The 19,828-nt window shown below is 65.4% G+C and carries 19 protein-coding genes; 5 read left to right on the top strand and 14 right to left on the bottom strand.

Annotation, left to right across the window (positions count from 1 at the left end; translation table 11 throughout):
• Positions 1-21 precede the first annotated feature (21 nt).
• The gene (locus tag ACFOHJ_RS21560; protein WP_378224609.1) at positions 22-939 is read right to left on the bottom strand and encodes a BKACE family enzyme; all 918 of its coding nucleotides are present in this window, start codon (positions 937-939) and stop codon (positions 22-24) included.
• A gap of 82 nt (positions 940-1,021) precedes the next feature.
• Between ACFOHJ_RS21560 and ACFOHJ_RS21555 the strand changes: the two genes are divergently transcribed.
• Positions 1,022-2,002, top strand: coding sequence for a GlxA family transcriptional regulator (locus ACFOHJ_RS21555; protein ID WP_378224607.1), 981 nt, complete (start codon positions 1,022-1,024; stop codon positions 2,000-2,002).
• Between the two features lie 21 nt (positions 2,003-2,023).
• Here ACFOHJ_RS21555 and ACFOHJ_RS21550 read toward each other — a convergent pair whose 3' ends face one another.
• The 4 genes from ACFOHJ_RS21550 to ACFOHJ_RS21535 form a co-directional block, all read right to left on the bottom strand.
• Positions 2,024-2,233 carry a hypothetical protein gene (locus tag ACFOHJ_RS21550; RefSeq protein ID WP_378224606.1) on the bottom strand — a complete coding sequence of 70 codons (210 nt, stop codon included), beginning with the start codon at positions 2,231-2,233 and terminating at the stop codon, positions 2,024-2,026.
• A gap of 152 nt (positions 2,234-2,385) precedes the next feature.
• Entirely contained in the window at positions 2,386-3,711 is a 1,326-nt protein-coding gene (xylA, locus tag ACFOHJ_RS21545; protein WP_378224603.1) for a xylose isomerase, read from the bottom strand.
• Positions 3,712-3,887: 176 nt separating this feature from the next.
• Positions 3,888-5,342 (bottom strand): xylulokinase, encoded by a 1,455-nt coding sequence (gene xylB / locus ACFOHJ_RS21540; protein WP_378224600.1) that lies wholly within the window; start codon positions 5,340-5,342, stop codon positions 3,888-3,890.
• Between the two features lie 120 nt (positions 5,343-5,462).
• Positions 5,463-6,086: a LysE family translocator gene (locus ACFOHJ_RS21535; protein ID WP_378224598.1), complete on the bottom strand. Its 624-nt coding sequence runs from the start codon at positions 6,084-6,086 to the stop codon at positions 5,463-5,465.
• Between the two features lie 185 nt (positions 6,087-6,271).
• Here ACFOHJ_RS21535 and ACFOHJ_RS21530 point away from each other — a divergent pair, with 185 nt between their 5' ends.
• The 4 genes from ACFOHJ_RS21530 (at position 6,272) to ACFOHJ_RS21515 (ending at position 9,810) form a co-directional block, all read left to right on the top strand.
• The gene (locus ACFOHJ_RS21530; protein WP_378224597.1) at positions 6,272-7,033 is read left to right on the top strand and encodes a L,D-transpeptidase; all 762 of its coding nucleotides are present in this window, start codon (positions 6,272-6,274) and stop codon (positions 7,031-7,033) included.
• A gap of 325 nt (positions 7,034-7,358) precedes the next feature.
• Positions 7,359-8,525: a diphosphate--fructose-6-phosphate 1-phosphotransferase gene (locus ACFOHJ_RS21525; protein WP_378224594.1), complete on the top strand. Its 1,167-nt coding sequence runs from the start codon at positions 7,359-7,361 to the stop codon at positions 8,523-8,525.
• Positions 8,526-8,538: 13 nt separating this feature from the next.
• Positions 8,539-9,252 carry an MBL fold metallo-hydrolase gene (locus ACFOHJ_RS21520; RefSeq protein WP_378224591.1) on the top strand — a complete coding sequence of 238 codons (714 nt, stop codon included), beginning with the start codon at positions 8,539-8,541 and terminating at the stop codon, positions 9,250-9,252.
• A gap of 339 nt (positions 9,253-9,591) precedes the next feature.
• Complete coding sequence (locus ACFOHJ_RS21515) at positions 9,592-9,810, top strand: hypothetical protein (RefSeq protein WP_378224589.1); 219 nt, start codon at positions 9,592-9,594, stop codon at positions 9,808-9,810.
• A gap of 143 nt (positions 9,811-9,953) precedes the next feature.
• On the opposite strand, the gene ACFOHJ_RS21510 is transcribed toward ACFOHJ_RS21515, so the two are convergent.
• The 9 genes from ACFOHJ_RS21510 to ACFOHJ_RS21470 form a co-directional block, all read right to left on the bottom strand.
• A complete protein-coding gene (locus tag ACFOHJ_RS21510) occupies positions 9,954-10,793 on the bottom strand; it encodes an alkaline phosphatase family protein (RefSeq protein WP_378224588.1) in 840 nt (279 codons plus the stop codon).
• A 65-nt stretch (positions 10,794-10,858) separates the two neighbouring features.
• Complete coding sequence (locus ACFOHJ_RS21505) at positions 10,859-12,448, bottom strand: ABC transporter substrate-binding protein (RefSeq protein WP_378224585.1); 1,590 nt, start codon at positions 12,446-12,448, stop codon at positions 10,859-10,861.
• Positions 12,449-12,604: 156 nt separating this feature from the next.
• Positions 12,605-14,272 carry an ABC transporter ATP-binding protein gene (locus ACFOHJ_RS21500; RefSeq protein WP_378224737.1) on the bottom strand — a complete coding sequence of 556 codons (1,668 nt, stop codon included), beginning with the start codon at positions 14,270-14,272 and terminating at the stop codon, positions 12,605-12,607.
• Positions 14,272-15,096 (bottom strand): ABC transporter permease, encoded by an 825-nt coding sequence (locus tag ACFOHJ_RS21495; RefSeq protein WP_378224583.1) that lies wholly within the window; start codon positions 15,094-15,096, stop codon positions 14,272-14,274. The genes ACFOHJ_RS21500 and ACFOHJ_RS21495 overlap by 1 nt, the downstream gene beginning before the upstream one ends.
• 11 nt (positions 15,097-15,107) lie before the next feature.
• The gene (locus ACFOHJ_RS21490) at positions 15,108-16,067 is read right to left on the bottom strand and encodes an ABC transporter permease (protein WP_378224580.1); all 960 of its coding nucleotides are present in this window, start codon (positions 16,065-16,067) and stop codon (positions 15,108-15,110) included.
• Positions 16,068-16,082: 15 nt separating this feature from the next.
• Positions 16,083-17,672 carry an ABC transporter substrate-binding protein gene (locus tag ACFOHJ_RS21485; RefSeq protein WP_378224577.1) on the bottom strand — a complete coding sequence of 530 codons (1,590 nt, stop codon included), beginning with the start codon at positions 17,670-17,672 and terminating at the stop codon, positions 16,083-16,085.
• 212 nt (positions 17,673-17,884) lie between these two features.
• Positions 17,885-18,478 (bottom strand): nucleoside deaminase, encoded by a 594-nt coding sequence (locus ACFOHJ_RS21480; RefSeq protein WP_378224575.1) that lies wholly within the window; start codon positions 18,476-18,478, stop codon positions 17,885-17,887.
• On the bottom strand, positions 18,475-18,981 hold the full coding sequence (locus ACFOHJ_RS21475; protein ID WP_378224573.1) for an ureidoglycolate lyase: 507 nt from the start codon (positions 18,979-18,981) through the stop codon (positions 18,475-18,477). The genes ACFOHJ_RS21480 and ACFOHJ_RS21475 overlap by 4 nt, the downstream gene beginning before the upstream one ends.
• A gap of 2 nt (positions 18,982-18,983) precedes the next feature.
• On the bottom strand, positions 18,984-19,817 hold the full coding sequence (locus tag ACFOHJ_RS21470) for a bifunctional allantoicase/(S)-ureidoglycine aminohydrolase (protein WP_378224571.1): 834 nt from the start codon (positions 19,815-19,817) through the stop codon (positions 18,984-18,986).
• Positions 19,818-19,828: the final 11 nt, after the last annotated feature.

Here is a 19,828-nt window from a genome sequence, read left to right as displayed (position 1 = left end):
TTGCTCCTCCCCCTTCTGCGCCTACGCCGCGACCGGCGCGCGCTTGGTCAGGCCGAGCTTCTTGCGCACCTCTTCCGGTCCGATCACGCGTGCGCCCATGTTGGAAACGATGGTGACGGCGCGTTCGACCAGCTGCGCGTTGGTGGCAAGCACGCCCTTGTCGAGCCACAGATTGTCTTCCAGCCCGACGCGGACATTGCCGCCGGCCAGAACCGCCGCCGCCGCATAGGCCATCTGGTTGCGGCCGAGCGAGAAGGCCGACCACGTCCAGTCGGACGGCACGTTGTTGACCATCGCCATGAAGGTGTTGAGGTCGTCGGGCGCGCCCCACGGTACGCCCATGCACAGCTGCACCAGCGCGTCGGACTTCAAGACGCCTTCCTTGACCAGTTCCTTGGCGAACCACAGGTGGCCGGTGTCGAAGGCTTCGATCTCCGGCTTGACGCCCATTTCCGTCATCATGCCGCCCATGGCGCGCAGCATGCCGGGCGTGTTGGTCATGACGTAGTCGGCTTCGTTGAAGTTCATCGTGCCGCAGTCGAGCGTGCAGATTTCGGGCAGGCACTGGCGCACATGCTCGACGCGCTCGGCGGCCCCGGCCATGTCGGTGCCCTTTTCGTTGAGCGGCAGCGGGCTTTCGGTGGAGCCGAACACCATGTCGCCGCCCATGCCGGCGGTGAGGTTCAGCACCACGTCGACATTGGCGGCGCGGATGCGGTCGGTGACCTCGCGGTAGAGGGAAACGTCGCGGCGCGGCTTGCCGGTTTCCGGGTCGCGCACATGGCAGTGCACGACGGCGGCGCCCGCCTTGGCGGCCTCGATCGCCGAATCGGCGATCTGCTTGGGCGAGCGCGGCACGTGCGGGCTGCGGTCCTGAGTGCCGCCAGAGCCGGTGACGGCACAGGTGATGAAGACCTCGCGATTCATGGCCAGCGGCATGGTTTCCTCCCATCTCGATTTGGATCGTGGCGGGATCATCGCGCCGCTTGCGAAGTCATGCTTTGCGATTTACGAAGAGCCTATGACGCGAAACGAAAAGCCGACGATCTTTCGTACCGAGCACACGCCGCTCAAGGTGACGCTGCTGGTGTTCTCGGGGGCCTCGATCATGTGCGTGGCCTCCGCCGTCGATCCGCTCAGGGCAGCCAACCGCATCGCCGGCGAGAAACTGTTCGATTTCAGGCTGGTGTCGATGACCGGCGAGGCGCCGGTCACCACCTGCGGCCTGCCGGTCGCGGTCAGCGGGGCCTTCGACGCGGCCGAACCCACCGACATGCTTGCCGTCGTGGCCGGCTTCGGCACGCAGAACTATGCCACCTCGGCCCTGCTTGCCGGCCTGCGCCGCGCCGCGCGCACGGCCCGCGCCTGCGGCGGCGTCGAGGCGGGCACCTGGCTGGTGGCGCGCGCCGGCCTGCTGGAGGGCAGGGCGGCCACCACGCATTGGGAGGACATGGAGGACTTTTCGGCGGCCTTTCCGGGGGTGGACGTGCGCCCGGACCGCTATGTCATCGACGGGCCGGTCTTCACGTCGGGCGGCGCCGTGCCGACCTTCGACCTCATGCTGCACCTGATCCGCGCGCGGCTCGGCATGGCGGTGGCGCTCGATGTGGCGAGCGTGTTCATCTACGACCAGGCGCGCGCGGCGACCGACGCCCAGCCGCTGGTGTCGCTCGGCCGGCTCGACGGCTACGATCCGCGGCTGGCGCAAGCGGTGCGGCTCATGGAAGCGCATATCGACCAGCCGCTCACCATCGCCGCCATTGCCCGGCGCACGGGCGTTACCGCCCGCACGCTGGAGACCGTCTTTCGCGGCTCGATCGGCGAGACGCCCGGCGCCTATTATCTGAGGCTGCGCCTGAGTGCCGCTCGGCGACTGGTGCTCGATACGCGCATCGCCATGGCCGACATTGCCGGGCGGACGGGATTTTCGTCCGCCGCGGGGTTTTCGCGGGCCTTTTCCAAGGCTTTCGGTGAAGCGCCGGTCAGGTTGCGGCGTGGGTGAGGAGAGGGGACGCAGCCCGGTTCAGGCGGCGTTCTGCTGGCAGCCGCCATTGTCGATGACGGAGCGCATCTGCTTGACGAGATGCGTCTGGAATCGGCTGGCCACGGCGCGATCCCATTCGTTCGCCTGCGTGGCCGTCTCGTCGGTGCGGGGCATGGCCATCAGGCGGTCAAAAATCGATCCGGCCTCGCTCGTCGAGAGCAGGGCGTCGATTTCGCGTTCGTGATGCATCGGTTCGCCTCCTTTCTTCCGGCTCGTTGCATGGCCAGAATATAGGTGACGCGTGACGGCTTCATGAAGGCAAGAGCGGGGCGATTGAATGGCGCGTGGGGCAAATTTTTGTCCCACGCGCCTGCGTTGCGGAAAGACGATTCCGTCGGCGTTCACACGTAGCGGTTGACGATGTTTTCCAGATATTCCTGCCGGCCCGACTTCGGCTGCGGCTCGATCTTTTCGGCAACGACGCGCTGGGCGATCTCCTCCAGCGTCCGCTTGCCCGAAAGCATCGCCTGCGCCTCGGCCGATTTCCAGCCGGCATAGCGCTCGGCGAGCGGGCCGGACAGCGCCTTGTCCTCGATCATCTTGGCCGCCGCCTTGAGGCCGCGCGCGCAGCAGTCGAAGGCGCCGATATGGCCGATCAGAAGGTCCTGCGGGTCGAGTGACTGCCGGCGCAGCTTGGCGTCGAAATTGGTGCCGCCGGTGGTGAAGCCGCCGCCTTGCAGCACGTAATAATAGGCGAGCGCCATTTCCGGCACGTTGTTGGGGAACTGGTCGGTATCCCAGCCGGACTGGTAGTCGTTGCGGTTCATGTCGATGGAGCCGAACACGCCGAGCGCGTTGGCCAGCGCCAGTTCGTGCTCGAAGGAATGGCCGGCGAGGATGGCGTGGCCCTGCTCGATGTTGAGCTTCACCTCCTTCTCCAGCCCGAACTTCTTCAGGAATCCGTAGACGGTGGCGACGTCGTAGTCGTATTGGTGCTTGGTCGGCTCCTGCGGCTTCGGCTCGATCAGGATCGTGCCCTTGAAACCTATTCTGTGCTTGTAGTCGATGACCATCGACAGGAAGCGGCCGGCCTGCTCCTGTTCCTGCCTCAGATCGGTGTTGAGCAGCGTTTCGTAGCCTTCGCGACCGCCCCACAGAACGTAGTTCTCGCCGCCGAGCCGTTGGGTGGCGTCCATGCAGGCCTTCACCGTGGCGGCCGAGTAGGCGAAGACATCCGGGTCGGGATTGGTCGCCGCACCCGCCATGAAGCGGCGGTTGGAAAACAGGTTCGCCGTGCCCCAAAGCAGCTTGGTGCCGGTCTTTTCCATCTTGGCACCGATATAATCGGCGATCTCGTCGAGGCGGGCAGCGCTTTCGGAGAGGGTCGCGCCCTCAGGCCGCACATCGGCGTCGTGGAAGCAGAAATAGGGCGCGTCGAGCGCGGTGAACATCTCGAAGGCGACGTCGGCCTTCAGTTTCGCCAGTTCCATCGTGTCGACGCCGCCGGCCTTGGGGAACCACGGCCGGTCGAAGGTCTGGCCACCGAACGGGTCGCCGCCCGGCCAGGCGAAGGAGTGCCAATAGGCGACGGCGAAGCGCAGATGGTCCTCCATGCGCTTGCCGGCGACGATCTCGTCCTTGTTGTAGTAGCGGTAGGCGAGCGGATTGGTCGAATCCGGCCCCTCATATCGCGCCGGCTTGATGTCGCCGAAAAATCCGGTGGTCATGATGCATACTCCTTGGTGAGTGGCGTGGACTTACCCCCCCACCCCTGACCCCTCCCCACAAGGGGGAGGGGAATCCCGGGCGTACAGGCTGCTCCCAGCCGGACCGGGAACGGGCGATACGCAACCAGTTCCCCTTCCCCTTGTGGGGAGGGGTTAGGGGTGGGGGTACGGGAGCCTTATCGACAGGCATTTTTGATGGCGGGATAAAGCGCGCGGTAGCGCTGGTAGGCTTGCTCGAACGCATCGCCGAGGCGCTGGTCCGGCTCGATGGTGGCGTCGGTGGCGGGCGCGGTGCAGACGCTGGCCGGATCGGCGCCCGTGGCCGCGATGAGGCCGAGGCGGGCGGCGCCGAAGGCGGCCCCGAAGTCGCCGTCGGCCGGAAGGTCGACCGGGATCTGGAGCGCCGTGGCGATGGCCTTCAGCCAGTAGCGCGAGCGCGAGCCGCCGCCGAGGGCGGTCACGCGCGAAAGCGTGGTGCCGGCCTTGGCCAGCGCCTCGAGACTGTCGCGGAAGGCGAAGGCGACGCCCTCCAGCACGGCTTGCGTCAGGGCAGGGCGATCCGATTCGTGGCCGATCCCGGTGAAGGAACCGCGAATGGCGGAATCGTTGTAGGGCGTACGCTCTCCCGAAAGATAGGGCAGGAAGGTGACGCCGGCCGGCGCCTTCAGCGCCTCGCCGAGTTCGTCGGTCAGTTCGCCTGCGCTCTTGCCGGTGATCTGCGACAGCCAGTTGAGCGAATCGGTGGCCGACAGGATGACGCCCATCTGGTGCCAGGTGGCGGGCAGGGCATGGCAGAAGGTGTGCACCGCGCTTTCGGGGTTCGGCAGGTAGGCGGCATTGGCGGCGAACAGCACGCCGGACGTGCCGAGCGAAACGAAGGCGTGGCCTTCGCCGACCGTGCCCATGCCGCAGGCGGACGCCGCATTGTCACCGGCCCCTCCGGCGATCGGGATGCCGGCCTTCATGCCCCAGCCCGAGGCGAGTTCGGCGCGCAGCCCGCCCGCCTGTTCGGTGCCTTCGACCAGCGAGGGCATATGGCTTTCATCGAGCGAGGTCGCTGCCAGCAACTGGGGCGACCAGCGCCGTTTTCCGGTATCGAGCCAGGAAGTGCCGGCCGCGTCCGACATTTCCGAAATATGTTCGCCGGAAAGCCACAGCCGCAAGAAATCCTTGGGCAGCAGCACCCTGGCCGTTTTGGCGAAGACGGCTGCCTCGTTGTTCCTCACCCACAGAAGCTTGGGCGCGGTGAAGCCGGGAAAGACGATGTTGCCGGTGATGGCGCGAAAGCGCGGGTCGGCGTCGAGTTGCGCCGCCTCGGCATGGTTGCGCGTATCGTTCCACAGGATGCAGGGACGCAGCACCTTGTCGGCGTCGTCGAGCAGCGTCGCGCCATGCATCTGGCCGCTAAGGCCGATGCCCTTGACCGCCGCGAGTTCCTTCGGATGGCTCGCCTTCAGTTCGCCGATGGCTTCATCGCAGGCCTTGAGCCAGTACGCCGGGTCCTGCTCCGACCAGCCATGGTGGGGGCGCGACACGTCGAGCGCGGCATGGCCGCTGGCGACCGCGTTCTGGTCGTCGTCGATCAGCAGCGCCTTGACGCCGGATGTGCCGAGATCGAGGCCGAGATACATGGTTCCTTCCTCCCCGTTTCAGCGCCTGAGCCGGCATCTAACAGCAAAATGCCGGCGCTGGGAACGGGTCGAGGGCGATTTTTTTCGTACCTCGCAAAAATTCTGGTCCGGCCAGTTTCGTCAGCTGCCGGAGCGCAGCGCGACGGTGGCGACGCCCGCGCCCACCAGAAGCGTGCCGCCGGTGCGGTTGAACAGGCGGATCGCCTTCTCGTTGCCGACAAGCCGGCGCGCGCGGGCCGCCACCAGCGCGTAGCCGAGTGCGTTGGCGAAGGCGAGGGCGAGGAACGTCGCCTCGAAGATCAGCATCTGGGTCCAGAAATCCGCATGGCGGTCGAGGAACTGCGGCAGGAAGGCGACGAAGAAGGTGATGCTCTTCGGGTTGAGCGCGGTGACCAGCCAGGCGTGCGCCATCATCCTTGCGGCCGACGCGGTGTCCGTGCGCGGCTCCGCCCGCAGCGTGCCGCCGGCGCGAAACAGCTTGGCCCCGAGATAGATCAGGTAGGCCGCGCCGACCAGCTTGAGCGCGGTGAACACGGTGGCCGAAGCCGCCAGCAGCGCGCCGACGCCCAGCATCGACAAGGTCATGGCCGTGAAGTCGCCCAGCGCCACGCCGGCGGCCATGGGCAGCGCGGTGCGCAGGCCCTGTCCGAGCGCGTAGGAGACGACCAGCAGGATGGTCGGGCCGGGAATGACCAGAAGGACGGCGGAAGCAGCGCAGAAAGCGATCCAGGTCTCAAACGTCATGCTCGTCTCTTTCGCAGTGGGACGGGAAGGAAGCGCCAGCGCGGCGAAGATGTAAAGAGCCTCGACCAGCCACTCTATCTGCGGTTGCGGTCGCGCGGCATGTTCACGCTTTGTCAACCATGATTGCCGAAAATGCCTCGTCGGGCGGGATCATGCTTCAGCGCCCTCAGCATAAGGTTTCGTACATGCGTGAGTGGCCGCCCCATCAGGTTTCCCCCGAAAGCAGCGAGCCGGCGCAGATGGTGCTGTCCCGTCGCGCCGTCCTGTCCGGGGCCGGAGCGACGGCGGTGCTGGCCGTCAGCGGCTGCACCAGCATGGGCGACATGTCGTCGGCCTTCGAGCTCGACACGATGAGCACCGGCTCGATTCGCCCGGTCCGGCCGAGCATCAGCGTCGACAAGCATATCACCAGCCCGGACGTCATGTATGCCGGGCTGACCGATGGCGGCTTCGTCGTGCCGGCGGTGCCTTACCTGAAGGTCAAGCCGGAATTCCGCCGCCAGATCGTCGTCGACCCCACCGGCGAGGCGCCCGGCACCATCGTCATCCGGCTGCAGGAGCGGCATCTCTACCTGGTGCAGCAGGGCGGCGAGGCCATCCGCTACGGCGTCGGCATCGGCCGCGACGGCTTCCGCTGGTCGGGCCGCGCCAATGTGCAATATGGCCGCGAATGGCCGACCTGGACGCCGCCGCCGGAAATGATCCAGCGCAAGCCGGAACTGGTGAAATGGAAGGGCGGCCAGCCCGGCGGGCTGGACAATCCGCTCGGCGCGCGGGCGCTCTACCTGTTCCAGGACGGCCGGGATACCGGCTACCGCATCCATGGCTCGCCGGAATGGTGGTCGATCGGCCAGGCGATGTCGTCGGGCTGCGTGCGGCTGATCAACCAGGATATCATCGATCTCTACAGCCGCGTGTCCAAGAGAAACCCGGTTCTGGTCGCCTGATCGTCCAAGACTATCGCATATGGAGTTTCCTCGACCGTCGCCGACCCCCACCCCTAACCCCTCCCCACAAGGGGGAGGGGGACTTTGCGGCATTGCTACAACGCATCGATCATGCCGATTTTGGCTGAAACGGTGGCGTCGGCGTCTCCCTCCCCCTTGTGGGGAGGGGTTAGGGGTGGGGTATCACGCCGGCCAGAATAGAGAAAATTCCATATGCGATAGCCCTGTCTGATCGCCGCTCGCCTCTTGCCTCCCCGGGTGTGCGATGCCAAAGACAGGCAAGCGCCTGTAAGGCACGCGTCAATCGACCGTTTGGAGGAACGAAATGTCCGGAACCTTCGTCATCGCGCAGGGCGGCGGCCCCACTGCCGTCATCAACCAGACCATGGTCGGCGCAGCGCTGGAAGTGCGCAGGAAGCATCCGGGGGCCAAGGTGCTCGGCTCGATCCACGGCGTGCGCGGCATCCGCGACGGCAATTATGTCGACCTGTCGGCCATTCCCGAAGAGCAGCTTCGCCTGATCGCCGGCACGCCGAGCGCCGCCCTCGGCTCCACCCGCGACAAGCCGGACGCCGCCTATTGCGAACTGGTTCTGAAGGGCCTGCAAAAAGTCGGCGCCGATGCCTTCATCTATATCGGCGGCAACGACACTTCGGGCACGCAGCAGATCCTGACCGACGCTGCCGACGGCAAGATCGCCTTCGTGCATGCGCCCAAGACCATCGACAACGACCTTGTCGAGAACGACCATGTGCCGGGCTTCATCTCGGCGGCCGAGTTCGTCGCCGGCGCATTCCTGTCGGTGGACCTCGATTTCCGCGCCTTGCCCGGCATCTATGTCGCCATCGTCATGGGCCGTCATGCGGGCTTCCTCACCGCCGCCTCGGCCGCCTGGCGGCTCGACGGCGACAGCGGCCCGCATCTGATTTACGTGCCGGAGCGGGCCTTCTCGACCGAGCGCTTCATCGAGGACGTGCGCTCCACGCTCGACCGCCACAAGCGCTGCATCGTCGCCGTTTCGGAAGGCGTCTCCACCGCCGACGGCAAGGCGCTGGTGGAAAGCCTGGTGCCGCCGGAGAAACTGGAACGCGACCAGCACGGCAACGTCAAGCTGTCGGGCAGCGACCTGACCGCCGCGCTCGAGCACGCGCTGGCCGAGGGCCTGCCCGGCAAGCGGGCGCGCGTCGATGCGCTGGGCTATATGCCGCGCGGCTATGTCGGCGCGATCAATGCCGTGGACGCCCGCGAGGCCTTCGATGCCGGCGCCTTCGCCGTCACCGTGGCGGGCGAGGGCGGCGGATCTGTCGCGGTCACCTATGACGGCGACAAGACGGTGCTGAAAAAGGTGCCGCTGGCGAGCGTCGCCGGCAAGACCCGCCACATGCCCGACGATTTCATGCAGCCCGACGCCAACCAGCTGTCCGAAAAGGGCATGGCCTACCTGAAGCGGCTGGTGCCGGAGAAATACAAGGTCGGCAAGCCGTTCGTCTGAGGCTGTGCGCGGCATGAGCGGCTGGTTCAGCAAGACCGTGGTCGATGCCACGACGACGATGCTGACCGAGCCGTTCGTGCACGAATATATGCGCGCCAATATCTGGCATGTGCGCGGAAGCGACATCGATCTCCTGGTCGATACCGGCATGGGTATCTGCCCGCTGGCGCCGGAGATCGATGCGCCGGCGGGTAAGCCGCTGCTCGCCGTCGCCACCCATATCCACCTCGACCATGTCGGCTCGCTGCACGAGTTTGCGCTGCGCGCCGGCCCGGTCCAGAGCGCCGGGGAATTCGTCCGCATGGGCGATGCGGCGACCTATGCCGACGAGTTCAGGACGCTGGAAGGCGCTGTATCGCGGCTGCCCCGGCACGGATGGAAAGCCGCCGGCTATCGCATCGAACCGGCGCCGCTGACGCGCGTTCTCGCCGAAGGCGACCGCGTCGATCTCGGCGACCGCAGCTTCACGGTGCTGCACCTTCCCGGCCATTCGCCGGATTCGATCGGCCTGTTCGACGAAAAGGACGGCACCTTTTTCAGCGGCGATGCCGTCTACGACGACACGCTGCTCGACGACCTGCCGGATTCCGACCGTGCCGCCTACCGGCGCACCATGCTGCGCCTGCTCGATCTGCCGATCCGCATCGGCCACGGCGGCCATGGCCCGAGCTTTTCCCGCCCGCGCATGCGCGAGATCGCGGCCGGCTACTTGCAGGCCGGCGACTGATTCCCTGACCGCCTTTGCGAAAGCCAACCGATCTTTTGCCGGTTTAGGGTTCTTCCGGTTGACGATGTGTACAAGACGGTGTGAACGCTGGCGCGGAAACCTTTGCCGGCCATTGTTCCAGTATTTTTATAATCGATTGAAAACGCTCGGAAAAATTGTGGCGCTAGGTTGTGAAAATGCGATTTCAACCGGTTGATTCTTGGTCCAGGCGGAAAAACTTCGTGACTGGAAAGTGCGCGGGGCCTCCCCCACATCGGGTCTGTCCGAACGACGCGCTTTCCTCCCAAGACACGCCGTTTGCCGGACAGACGAAAGACAGTTTATCTGGAGTGTTTTAAAATGAAGACCATTGCTCTTACCACTGCTGCTCTCCTCGTTGCCGCTGGCAGCGCTTTTGCCTCGAACTACCGTGTTGATGCTGCCGGCCAGAACCCGCCTCCGGCTAGCGTCGACAGCACCTACACCTCGTCGGTTTCGACGGGCTCGCAGGTGTATATCAACCATCAGGCTGCGCCTGAGCAGGCTGCCCAGGATCATCGTTCCCGCTGGGGCGACTAAGCAGCGGCAGGAAACGGTGATCCGTTTCCACCCTCTTCCGATACGCCCTTGAAAAAAGGCGGATTTGGAAATTACCACAGAGCGGCGGGCACGTCCCGCTGCTCTCTATTTTTATTCGGCGTTCGCCATCGCCGTGGGATGGCTCAATCCAGGAACGGCCGCGCCCGCATCGTTTCGGCCACAGGGGCGCCCAGCCGGTTGAGCACCGTCGGCGCCAGTTGCAACTGGTCGAGCAAGGTATCGCTCGCCGGGCCTTTCGCCGGGCCGAAATAATACAGGGCGAAATCCTGCTGCAAATCCTCGTGCCCGCCATGGTGGCCGCGGTCGGTCTGGCCATGGTCGGCGGTGACGATCACCTCGTAGCCGGCCTCGCGCCAGCGCGGCAGGAAGGCCGCCAGCATGCCGTCCATGGCGTAGCAGGCGTGGTCCATCTCGCCGCAGTCGTGGCCGAAGCGGTGGCCCATCGAGTCCAGCGTGCAGGTATGCAGGATGCCGTAGTCGATGGAAAAGCGCTTCGTCAGCATGGTCAGCGTGGCGAACAGGTCGACGTCGCTCGGCGTCATCTGGTTGCGCGCGTTGTAGCCGGTCATGGTGTGGAAGCGGCCATGCGTGATCGGGCCGCCCGGTTCGTCATATTCCATGTCGTCGACGAGATCGAACGGGAAGCGGTTGAAGAATTCCGACCAGTAGGAATGCGTCACCGCCCCGGTCTTGCCGCCGGCCCTGCTGACCTGCGAGAAGATGTCGGGCTGGGTGACGCGAAAGCGATCCTCGTTGGAGCGGATGCCGTGTACCTGCGGCGACACGCCGGTATGGATCGAGGCGTAGCAGCAGGCCGAGGTAGAGGGCAGCACCGAGCGCATTCTCCACACCTGCGCCTCGCCGGACTGCACCCAGCCTTCGAGATTGCCGAACAGCCGCCGCCAGTTCCGCCACGGAACGCCGTCGAGGATGATGAGGAGAAGTTTCGAGGAAAGCGGCATTCTGGACTCGCATGAAACAGGCGGAGTGAAGGCTCACCCCGCCTGGTTGGTCTGGAGGCGAACGATCAGGCGGAAAGCCAGCACTCGTTGAGCGCGTAGCCGTCCATCATTTCGCCCTGTGGGTTCTTCACGAAGCCGCCGACCTTGTCGGTAGCAGCGGCATCGATGAACTCGTTGAAGAACGGCACGATCAGGCCGCCCTCGTCGCGGATCAGCACGGCCATGTCCCGGTAGATCGCCTTGCGCTTGTCCTGATCCAGTTCGGCGCGGGCCGAAAACAGCATCTTGTCGAATTTTTCGTTCTTGAAGCGGGTGTCGTTCCAGTCCGCCGTCGAGATGTAGCCGGTCGAATACATCTGGTCCTGGGTGGCGCGCCCGCCCCAATAGGAGAGTGCGAAGGGCTGCTTGTTCCACACTTCCGACCAGTAGCCGTCGCCCGGCTCGCGCTTGATCTCGATCTTGATGCCGGCCTTGGCGCAGCTCTGCTGGTAGAGTTGCGCGGCGTCCACCGCGCCGGGGAAGGCGACGTCCGAGGTGCGCAGCAGGATCGAGCCGGAATGGCCGGATTTCTTGTAGAGTTCGGCCGCCTTCTCGGGGTCGAACTTGCGCTGCTCGACATCGTCGGAAAACAGCGGGTAGGCCTTGTTGATCGGGAAATCGTTACCGACCGCGCCGTAGCCGCGCAGGATCTTTTCCAGCATCTCCTCGCGGTCCATGGCGAGCTTCAGCGCCATCCTGAGGTCATGATTGTCGAACGGCGCGGTGTCGCAGAACATGTTGAACGGATAAAAACCCTTGCCGGGCACGTTCTCGATGCTGACGCCGGGCACCCGCTTGACCAGGTCGACGATCTTGGGCTCGACGCGGTTGATCATGTGCACCTGGCCGCCCTGCAGCGCGGCGAGCCGGGCGGTGGCGTCGTTGATGACGACGATCTCGACCTGGTCGGCATGGCCCGCCTTGTCGCCACGCCAGTAATTGGCAAATCGCTCGCCGCCATGGCGCACGCCGGGCTGGTTCACGGCGACCTTGTAGGGGCCGGCGCTGATGCCGGCATTGGGGTCGTCCTTGCCGCCGTTCGGCTGGACGACGAGATGGTAGTCCGCCATCAGGTAGGGGAAGTCGGCGTCGGCATCCGCCAGGGTGCAGATCACCTCGTTGCCGCTGGCCTTGATTCCCTTGATGTTGCGCAGGATGCCGAGCGCGCCGGACTTGGATTTCTCGTCGGCATGGCGCTCGATCGTCGCCGCCACGTCCTCGGCCGTCACCGTCTTGCCATTATGGAACTCGATCCCGTCGCGGACCTTGATGGTCCAGGTCTTGGCGTCCGCCGAAGCGCCGATTTCCTCGGCGATCCTGTTTTCCAGCCCGCCGTCGGCGGTCAGCCGCACGATGAACTCGCCCCATTGCTTGCAGAAGGAAAAGGTCACCTGGGAAAGGTTCAGCGCCGGGTCGAGGCTGTTGGTCGATTCGCCGCCCTGCAACCCTGCCTTGATGATGCCGCCCCTGACCGGCGTCTGCGCGAAGGCGCGCTCGGCGAGCGTTCCCGCAAGCGCTGCCGAGACGCCCAGGGCCGCGGCGCGGCCGAGGAAGTCGCGGCGCGTTATCCGGCCCTTGCCGGCGAGCCGCGCGAGATGGTCGAGTTCGTTGGTCATGGCTTTCCCCCTTTGTGGGCAAGGATTCGTCTGCGATGCAGATGTCCCTACCGCGTCAATGTCATACGCATGTGACGCCTTCCCGCGGGCCGCATGCGTGATGGCTGCCGGGATAGACCGGCAGGAGTGCCAAACGGGTCCGTGTCCGGACCCGCTCTAGTTTCCGGCGCTTTCCATACGCCGGCCCTTGATCGCCTTTTCCAGCCAGCCCAGTTCCATTTCCGGAACCGAGGACAACAGAAGGTCGGTATAGGCGTCGAAGGGCGGCGCCAGCACCTTCGACTTCGAACCGTAGCGCACCACTTCGCCGCGATACATCACCGCGATTGAATCGGCGATCGAGCGCACCGTCGCGAGATCGTGGGTGATGAACAGGTAGGCGACGTTCTCCTCGGCCTGCAACTCGAGCAGCAGTTTCAGGATGCCGTTGGCAACCAACGGATCGAGCGCCGAGGTCACCTCGTCGCAAATGATCAGCTTGGGTTTGGCCGCCAGCGAGCGGGCGATGCAGACACGCTGCTTCTGGCCGCCCGACAGCTCGGCCGGATAGCGGTCGATGAAGCCCTTGCCCATCTCGATCTTGTCGAGCAATTCGATGACGCGGGCGTCGCGCTCGCGCCCCCGCATGCCGAAGTAGAACTCCAGCGGCCGGCCGATGATGGTGCCGACCGTCTGGCGCGGGTTCATGGCGACGTCCGCCATCTGGTAGATCATCTGCAACTGGCGCAGGTCTTCCTTCGGCCGGTCGCGCATGCGCCTGGCGAGCGGGCGTCCGTCGAAGGTGACGCTGCCTTCCTCCGGCGGCAGGAGCCCGGTGACGGCGCGCGCCAGCGTCGACTTGCCGGAGCCGGATTCGCCGACCACGGCCAGCGTCTGGCCGGGATAGATGTCGACCGAGACGTTCTTCAGCACCTTGACGGCGCCGCCACCATAGGCGGCCGTGACGTTCTTGACCGACAGGAAGGGCGCGGTGCCAGGCTTCTTCTCCTCGTGCTCGATCTCGTGCACCGAGACCAGCGCGTTGGTGTAGTCCTGCCGCGGTTCCTTGATGATCTGGCGGGTTCCGCCCCACTCGACCAGCCGGCCATGGCGCAGCACCATGATCTCGTCCGACACCTGGGCGACGACGGCGAGGTCGTGGGTGATGTAGAGCGCCGCGACGCCAGTCTCGCGGATCGCGTGCTTGATCGCCGCCAGCACGTCGATCTGCGTGGTCACGTCGAGCGCGGTGGTCGGCTCGTCGAACACGATCAGGTCCGGCTCGGAGCAGAGCGCCATCGCCGTCATCACGCGCTGCAACTGGCCGCCCGACACCTGGTGCGGGAAACGCTCGCCGATATGCTCGGGGTCGGGCAAGCTGAGCGCCTTGAACAGCTTGACGGCGCGCTTCTCGGCTTCCGCGCGCGTCGCCCGGCCGTGCAGCAGCGTGGCTTCCACCACCTGGTCCATCAGCCGGTGCGCCGGGTTGAAGGCCGCCGCCGCCGACTGAGCGACGTAGCAGACCTCGCGCCCGCGCAGCTTGCGCAGGCCGTCCTTGCCGCCCTTCAAAATGTCGCGGCCGTTGAGGATGACCTCGCCGCCGGTGATGCGCACGCCGCCGCGCCCATAGCCCATCGACGACAGGCCGATGGTGGACTTGCCGGCGCCCGATTCGCCGATCAGGCCGAGCACCTTGCCCTTCTCCAGCGTCAGCGACACGTCGTGGACGATGACGATGTCTTTCGGCGGCTCGCCGGGCGGGTAGACCGTTGCCTCGATGCGCAGGTTGCGGATGTCGAGGAGGATGCCGGGCTTCTTCAGGGGCGCGGTCTTCGGGTCGGCCATCATCCGCGCCCTCCCTTCAGGCTGGTCGTGCGATTGAGAATCCAGTCGGCGACGAGATTGACGGAGATGGCGAGGACGGCGATCGCCGCCGCCGGAATGAGGGCAGCACCGATGCCGAAGACGATGCCGTCCTTGTTCTCCTTGACCATGCCGCCCCAGTCGGCGTCCGGCGGCTGCACGCCGAGCCCGAGGAAGGACAGCGCCGACAGGAACAGGATGGCGTAGATGAAGCGCAGGCCGAGTTCGGAAATCAGCGGCGACAGCGCGTTGGGCAGGATCTCGCGAAAGATGATCCAGCGCATGCCTTCGCCGCGCAGCTTGGCCGCCTCGACGAAATCCATGACCTCGATATCGACCGCGATCGCGCGCGACAACCGGTAGACGCGCGTGGAGTCCAGTATGCCCATGACCAGGATAAGCGTCACCAGCGTCGAGGGCAGCACCGACAGCACCACCAGTGCGAGGATCAGCGTCGGGATCGCCATCAGGAGGTCGACCAGGCGCGACATGCCGGTGTCGAACCAGCCGCCGAGCACGGCGGCGCAGAAGCCGAGCGTCGAGCCCAGCGTGAACGACAGCGCGGTGGCCAGCACGGCGATGAAGATAGTGGTGCGCGCGCCGAAGATCATGCGCGAAAGAAGGTCCCGGCCGAGATTGTCAGTGCCGAACCAGAACTGCGACGACATCGGCTGCCAGACGTCGCCGACGATCTCGCCGTTGCCGTAGGGCGCAATCCAGGGCGCGAAGATGGCCGCGATCAGGAACAGCACGGTAAAGATCATGCCGAGCAGGGCGGGAAGGGGAATGTTCTTCAGGTCGAGCACGTTCGCCGCCCCTATTTCGGATGCCTGAGGCGCGGATTGGCGACGATTGACGCTATGTCCGCGACGATGTTGAGCGTGATGTAGACGGCAGCGAAAATCAGCCCCACGGCCTGCACGACCGGCACGTCGCGCTTGGCGACATGGTCGACCAGGTACTGGCCCATGCCGGGATAGACGAAGATCACCTCGATGACGACGACGCCGACGATCAGGTAGGCGAGGTTGAGCATCACCACGTTGACGATCGGCGCCACCGCGTTGGGCAAGGCGTGCTTGCGGATGATGGCGAAGGCCGACAGGCCCTTCAACTCGGCGGTCTCGACGAAGGCCGACTGCATCAGGTTGAGGATGGCGGCGCGCGTCATGCGCATCATCTGCGCCAGCACCACCAGGGTCAGCGCGGCGGTCGGCAGCGCGATCGCCTCCAGCCTGTCGAGGAACGGCATGCCCTCGTAGACGGTGGAGATGCCGGGGAAGATCTGCCACTTCACGGCGAAGAAATAGACGAGCAGGTAGCCGATGAAGAATTCGGGAAACGAAGTGGAGGCCAGCGCCAGCCCGGAGATCAGCTTGTCGACCCAGCCGTTGCGATAGCGCACGGCGAGAAGGCCGAGGATGATCGCCAGCGGCACCGAGATGATGGCCGCGCAGAAGGCGAGGAACAGCGTGTTCCACAGCCGCGTGCCGATCGAGCTGGCAATATCCTGGCCGCTCGAAAGCGCCGTGCCGAGGTCGCCGGTCAAGACGCCGCCCAGCCAGCGGAAATAGCGGATATAGGCCGGATCGTTGAGGCCGAGTTCGGCACGCAGGTTGGCCAGCGCTTCAGGCGTCGCCGCCTGGCCGAGGATGGATTGCGCGACGTCGCCGGGCAGGATCTGCGTTCCGGCGAAAATCAGCACCGAAACGGCGAACATCAGGAGGACGCCCAGCGCAACGCGCTGGGCTATGAGTTTCAGGATGGGGGAAGACATGAGCGCAAGGCCGGCTCAGGCTTCCAGCCAGCACATCGCCAGTGCATAGCCGCCGCACATCTCCTGCGCCGGGTTGCTGACCCAGCCCTGCACGCCCTTGCCGGAGGCGTCGATATACTGGTTGAAGAAGGGCACGATCAGCCCGCCTTCGTCGCGCATCATGATGCCCATGTCGCGGTACATCTGCTTGCGCTTGGCCTCGTCCAGTTCGCCGCGCGCGGCGATGACCATCTTGTCGAACTTCTCGCTCTTGAAGCGGGTGTCGTTCCAGTCGGCGCTGGAGATGTAGGCGGTGGAATACATCTGGTCCTGCGTCGGCCGCCCGCCCCAGTAGGAAAGCGAGAAGGGCTGCTTGTTCCACACTTCCGACCAGTAGCCGTCGCCCGGCTCGCGCTTGATCTCGATCTTGATGCCGGCCTTGGCGCAGCTCTGCTGGTAGAGCTGAGCTGCATCGACCGCGCCGGGGAAGGCGACGTCGGAGGTGCGCAGCAGGATCGAGCCGGAATGGCCGGACTTCTTGTAGAATTCCGCCGCCTTCTCGGGGTCGAACTTGCGCTGCTCGATGTCGTCGGAGAACAGCGGATAGGCCTTGTTGACGGGCATGTCGTTGCCGACCTCGCCATAGCCGCGCAGGATCTTGTCGAGCAGTTCCTCGCGGTCCATGGCGAGCTTCAGCGCCATCCGAAGGTCGTTGTTGTCGAAGGGCGCGGTGTCGCAGAACATGTTGAACGGGTAGAAGCCGCGGCCCGACACCGTCTGGATCGTCACCCCCGGGACCCGCTTGACCAGGTCGACGATCTTGGGCTCGACGCGGTTGATCATGTTGACCTGGCCGCCCTGCAGGGCGGAGGTGCGTGCCGTCGCGTCGTTGATGACGACGATCTCGACCTCCGCGGCATGGCCGAGCTTGTCGCCCTGCCAGTAGTTGGCGAATTTCTCGCCGCCGTAGCGCACGCCCGGCTCGTTGATGGTCACCTTGTAGGGGCCGGCCGAGATGCCGGCATTGGGGTTGTCCTTGCCGCCGTTCGGCTGGATGACCAGATGATAGTCGGCCATCAGGTAGGGGAAGTCGGCGTTCGGGTCCTTCAGCGCGACGACGACGTTGTCGCCGTCCACCTTCATGCTGTCGATGCCCTGCAGGATACCGAGCGCGGCCGATTTCGACTTCGCGTCGCTGTGGCGCTCGAGCGTGGCCACCACGTCTTCGGGCTTTACCGTCTTGCCGTCGTGGAACTCGATGCCCTTGCGGATTTTCATCGTCCAGGTCTTGGCGTCGGCCGAGGAGCCGATCTCTTCGGCGATGCGGTTTTCGAGGCTGCCGTCGGGGTTGAGTTCCACCAGCAGTTCGCCCCAGCACTTGCCGAACGAGAAGTTCACCTGGGAAAGGTTGAGGGCCGGGTCGAGCACGTTGGACGATTCACCGCCCTGCAGGCCGGCCTTGAGCGTGCCGCCCTTGACGGGGCCTGCCGCGCGCGCCGCGTCGGCCAGCAGCGTGTTGGCGAAAGCGGCGGAAACGCCCAGCGCTGCCGCGCGGCCAAGAAAGTCGCGGCGGTTCAGCTTGCCGGAGGCGACGCGCCGGCTAAGAAATTCGAGTTCCTTGGACATCCTGGTGTTCCTCACTCTGGTTTGCCCGGTCAGTATGGCCGGATTGAATTTTGTTGTTGGGCCGATAATGAGGGTAAGCCCGAGCGGAGCGCAAGGCCGAAAGCGACATGCAATGGCGTAAATAACACGGCGCTCGTGGCCCAATAGGGCCAAGCGTGATCGCCCCGTGCAGCGACGGTGTGCAAGGGCTCGGCAGCAAGCCGAAAAGCCGGTCAGTTCAGGGGAATGTCGTTGTCGGTCTTGCCTGCCTGGTACTGGCTGGACAGGGCGTCGTAGCGGGCGGAAATCCGACCGATCCGCGCTTCCAGCCGCTGGCGCTCGGCGTCGGGAAGCGACCGCAGCAGCTTGCGGATGGAAAAGCTTTTCCAATAGGCGTTCTCGGCGTTGTAGCCGCCGGGATCGAGCGTGAAAACTTCCTTCAATATTTTGAGATCGTGGGGGATGGCAAAGGAATCGCGCGAATCCTCGTGCGAGAACAGGTAGTAGAAATTGTCGAAGCCGGTCCAGGTGATGGCCGACAGGCAGAGCGAGCAGGGCTCGTGGGTGGCGAGGAAGATGGCGTCTTTCGTGTCGACGCGCTCGGCCGTCGGCATCTCGTAGAAGCGCTTCAGGCAATGGACTTCGCCGTGCCAGAGCGGGTTTTCGGTCTCGTTGTTGGTCTCGGCCAGCACCAGCGAGCGGTCGTCCTTGCGCAGGATGGCCGCGCCGAACAGCTTGTTGCCCTCGGCCACGCCCTCCGCCGTCTTCGGCACGATGTCGTTCTCGATGACGTCGAGCAGGCGGTCGATCAGCGAAATGTCCGTCATGAGCCGAACCCCTCCGGCAGGTGGATTTCGTAGGGACGCGGAAAATAGAACTCTTCGAGGTTGGAGCCGTCGCCGCCGCGGTCGACCACGACGAAATCCTGCGGCTCGCCGATGGGCGTCAGCACGCCGTGCCACAGGTTGCGGCGATAGTTCACGCCTTGCCCCGGCGCGGTGACGAAGGCGCTCGGCGCGGTCGGGCCGTCCGGCCCGTCATGTGCGACCACGACCAGGAACGGGCGCGGCGACAGCGGGATGAAGGCCTGGCTGCCGAAAGGATGACGCTCCACCATCGAAAGCATTAGCGGGAAGGCGTAGGGCGTGCCCTTGAACAGGTTGATGATGACATGGCCGCCCGGACCGCCTGCCTCGGCGCGCGCCAGCGCATGGTAGCGCTCGCACTTGCCCTCGTTGATCGGGTAGTGGTTGTCGCCGTTGGTGTCGATCACGTCGCCGAACGGGGCGAAATTCTCGCGCGTCAGGGGCTGGGCGATGATGCGGCTCATGGTCAGCGCCCGAAGCCGCCGAGCCTGGGGTGGCGGTTGACGTCCTTGTAGAGCAGGTAGCGGAAATTGCCCGGCCCGCCGGCGTAGCAGGCCTGCGGGCAGAAGGCGCGCAGCCACATGAAGTCGCCGGCCTCGACCTCCACCCAGTCCTGGTTGAGGTGGTAGACCGCCTTGCCTTCCAGCACGTAGAGCCCGTGCTCCATGACATGCGTTTCGGCGAAGGGGATGACCCCGCCGGGCTTCAGCGTCACGATGGTCATGTGCATGTCGTGGCGCAGGTCGGCCGGATCGACGAAGCGCGTCGTCGCCCAGGCGCCGTTGGTGTCGGGCATCGCCGCCGGCTCGATCTCGGCTTCGTTGGCGAAGACCGGGTCCGGCGCGGCAAGGCCGTCGACATATTCGTAGGCCTTGCGGATCCAGTGGTAGCGCGCGGGCACGCCGCCTTCGTTGCGCACCTGCCAGTTGCTCGCCGGCGGGATGAAGGCGAAACCGCCGGGCGCAAGCGTATGCTTTCTGCCGTCGAGCGTGATGGTCAGCTGCCCCTCGACCACCAGCATCGCGCCTTCCGCCCCGGCATCCGGCTCCGGCCGGTCGGAGCCGCCGCCGGGCAGCACCTCCATGATGTATTGCGAGAACGTCTCGGCAAAACCAGACAGCGGCCGGGCGATGATCCAGGCGCGGGTCTTCTCCCAGTTCGGCAGCAGGCTTGCCACGATGTCGCTCATCGTCCCCTTGGGGATGATGGCATAGGCCTCCGTGAACACGGCGCGGTCGGTCAGAAGCTGCGTCTGCGGCGGCAGGCCGCCGGTCGGGGCGTAATAGGTGCGTCCGGCCATTTCTTGTTCCT

The organism is Aquamicrobium soli (genome assembly GCF_042646345.1).
GTDB classification, from domain to species: Bacteria; Pseudomonadota; Alphaproteobacteria; order Rhizobiales; family Rhizobiaceae; genus Mesorhizobium; species Mesorhizobium soli_A.
Note: the sequence above shows the minus strand (reverse complement) of the source record. Positions and strands in the feature narration are given on the sequence as shown.

Excerpts from the sequence above, each read along its gene's own strand:
- ACFOHJ_RS21560 (WP_378224609.1), bottom strand. The coding sequence starts at position 939 with ATGCCGCTGGCCATGAATCGCGAGGTCTTCATCACCTGTGCCGTCACC.
- ACFOHJ_RS21555 (WP_378224607.1), top strand. The coding sequence starts at position 1,022 with ATGACGCGAAACGAAAAGCCGACGATCTTTCGTACCGAGCACACGCCG.
- ACFOHJ_RS21550 (WP_378224606.1), bottom strand. The coding sequence starts at position 2,233 with ATGCATCACGAACGCGAAATCGACGCCCTGCTCTCGACGAGCGAGGCC.
- xylA (WP_378224603.1), bottom strand. The coding sequence starts at position 3,711 with ATGACCACCGGATTTTTCGGCGACATCAAGCCGGCGCGATATGAGGGG.
- xylB (WP_378224600.1), bottom strand. The coding sequence starts at position 5,342 with ATGTATCTCGGCCTCGATCTCGGCACATCCGGCGTCAAGGCGCTGCTG.
- ACFOHJ_RS21535 (WP_378224598.1), bottom strand. The coding sequence starts at position 6,086 with ATGACGTTTGAGACCTGGATCGCTTTCTGCGCTGCTTCCGCCGTCCTT.
- ACFOHJ_RS21530 (WP_378224597.1), top strand. The coding sequence starts at position 6,272 with ATGCGTGAGTGGCCGCCCCATCAGGTTTCCCCCGAAAGCAGCGAGCCG.
- ACFOHJ_RS21525 (WP_378224594.1), top strand. The coding sequence starts at position 7,359 with ATGTCCGGAACCTTCGTCATCGCGCAGGGCGGCGGCCCCACTGCCGTC.
- ACFOHJ_RS21520 (WP_378224591.1), top strand. The coding sequence starts at position 8,539 with ATGAGCGGCTGGTTCAGCAAGACCGTGGTCGATGCCACGACGACGATG.
- ACFOHJ_RS21515 (WP_378224589.1), top strand. The coding sequence starts at position 9,592 with ATGAAGACCATTGCTCTTACCACTGCTGCTCTCCTCGTTGCCGCTGGC.
- ACFOHJ_RS21510 (WP_378224588.1), bottom strand. The coding sequence starts at position 10,793 with ATGCCGCTTTCCTCGAAACTTCTCCTCATCATCCTCGACGGCGTTCCG.
- ACFOHJ_RS21505 (WP_378224585.1), bottom strand. The coding sequence starts at position 12,448 with ATGACCAACGAACTCGACCATCTCGCGCGGCTCGCCGGCAAGGGCCGG.
- ACFOHJ_RS21500 (WP_378224737.1), bottom strand. The coding sequence starts at position 14,272 with ATGGCCGACCCGAAGACCGCGCCCCTGAAGAAGCCCGGCATCCTCCTC.
- ACFOHJ_RS21490 (WP_378224580.1), bottom strand. The coding sequence starts at position 16,067 with ATGTCTTCCCCCATCCTGAAACTCATAGCCCAGCGCGTTGCGCTGGGC.
- ACFOHJ_RS21485 (WP_378224577.1), bottom strand. The coding sequence starts at position 17,672 with ATGTCCAAGGAACTCGAATTTCTTAGCCGGCGCGTCGCCTCCGGCAAG.
- ACFOHJ_RS21480 (WP_378224575.1), bottom strand. The coding sequence starts at position 18,478 with ATGACGGACATTTCGCTGATCGACCGCCTGCTCGACGTCATCGAGAAC.
- ACFOHJ_RS21475 (WP_378224573.1), bottom strand. The coding sequence starts at position 18,981 with ATGAGCCGCATCATCGCCCAGCCCCTGACGCGCGAGAATTTCGCCCCG.
- ACFOHJ_RS21470 (WP_378224571.1), bottom strand. The coding sequence starts at position 19,817 with ATGGCCGGACGCACCTATTACGCCCCGACCGGCGGCCTGCCGCCGCAG.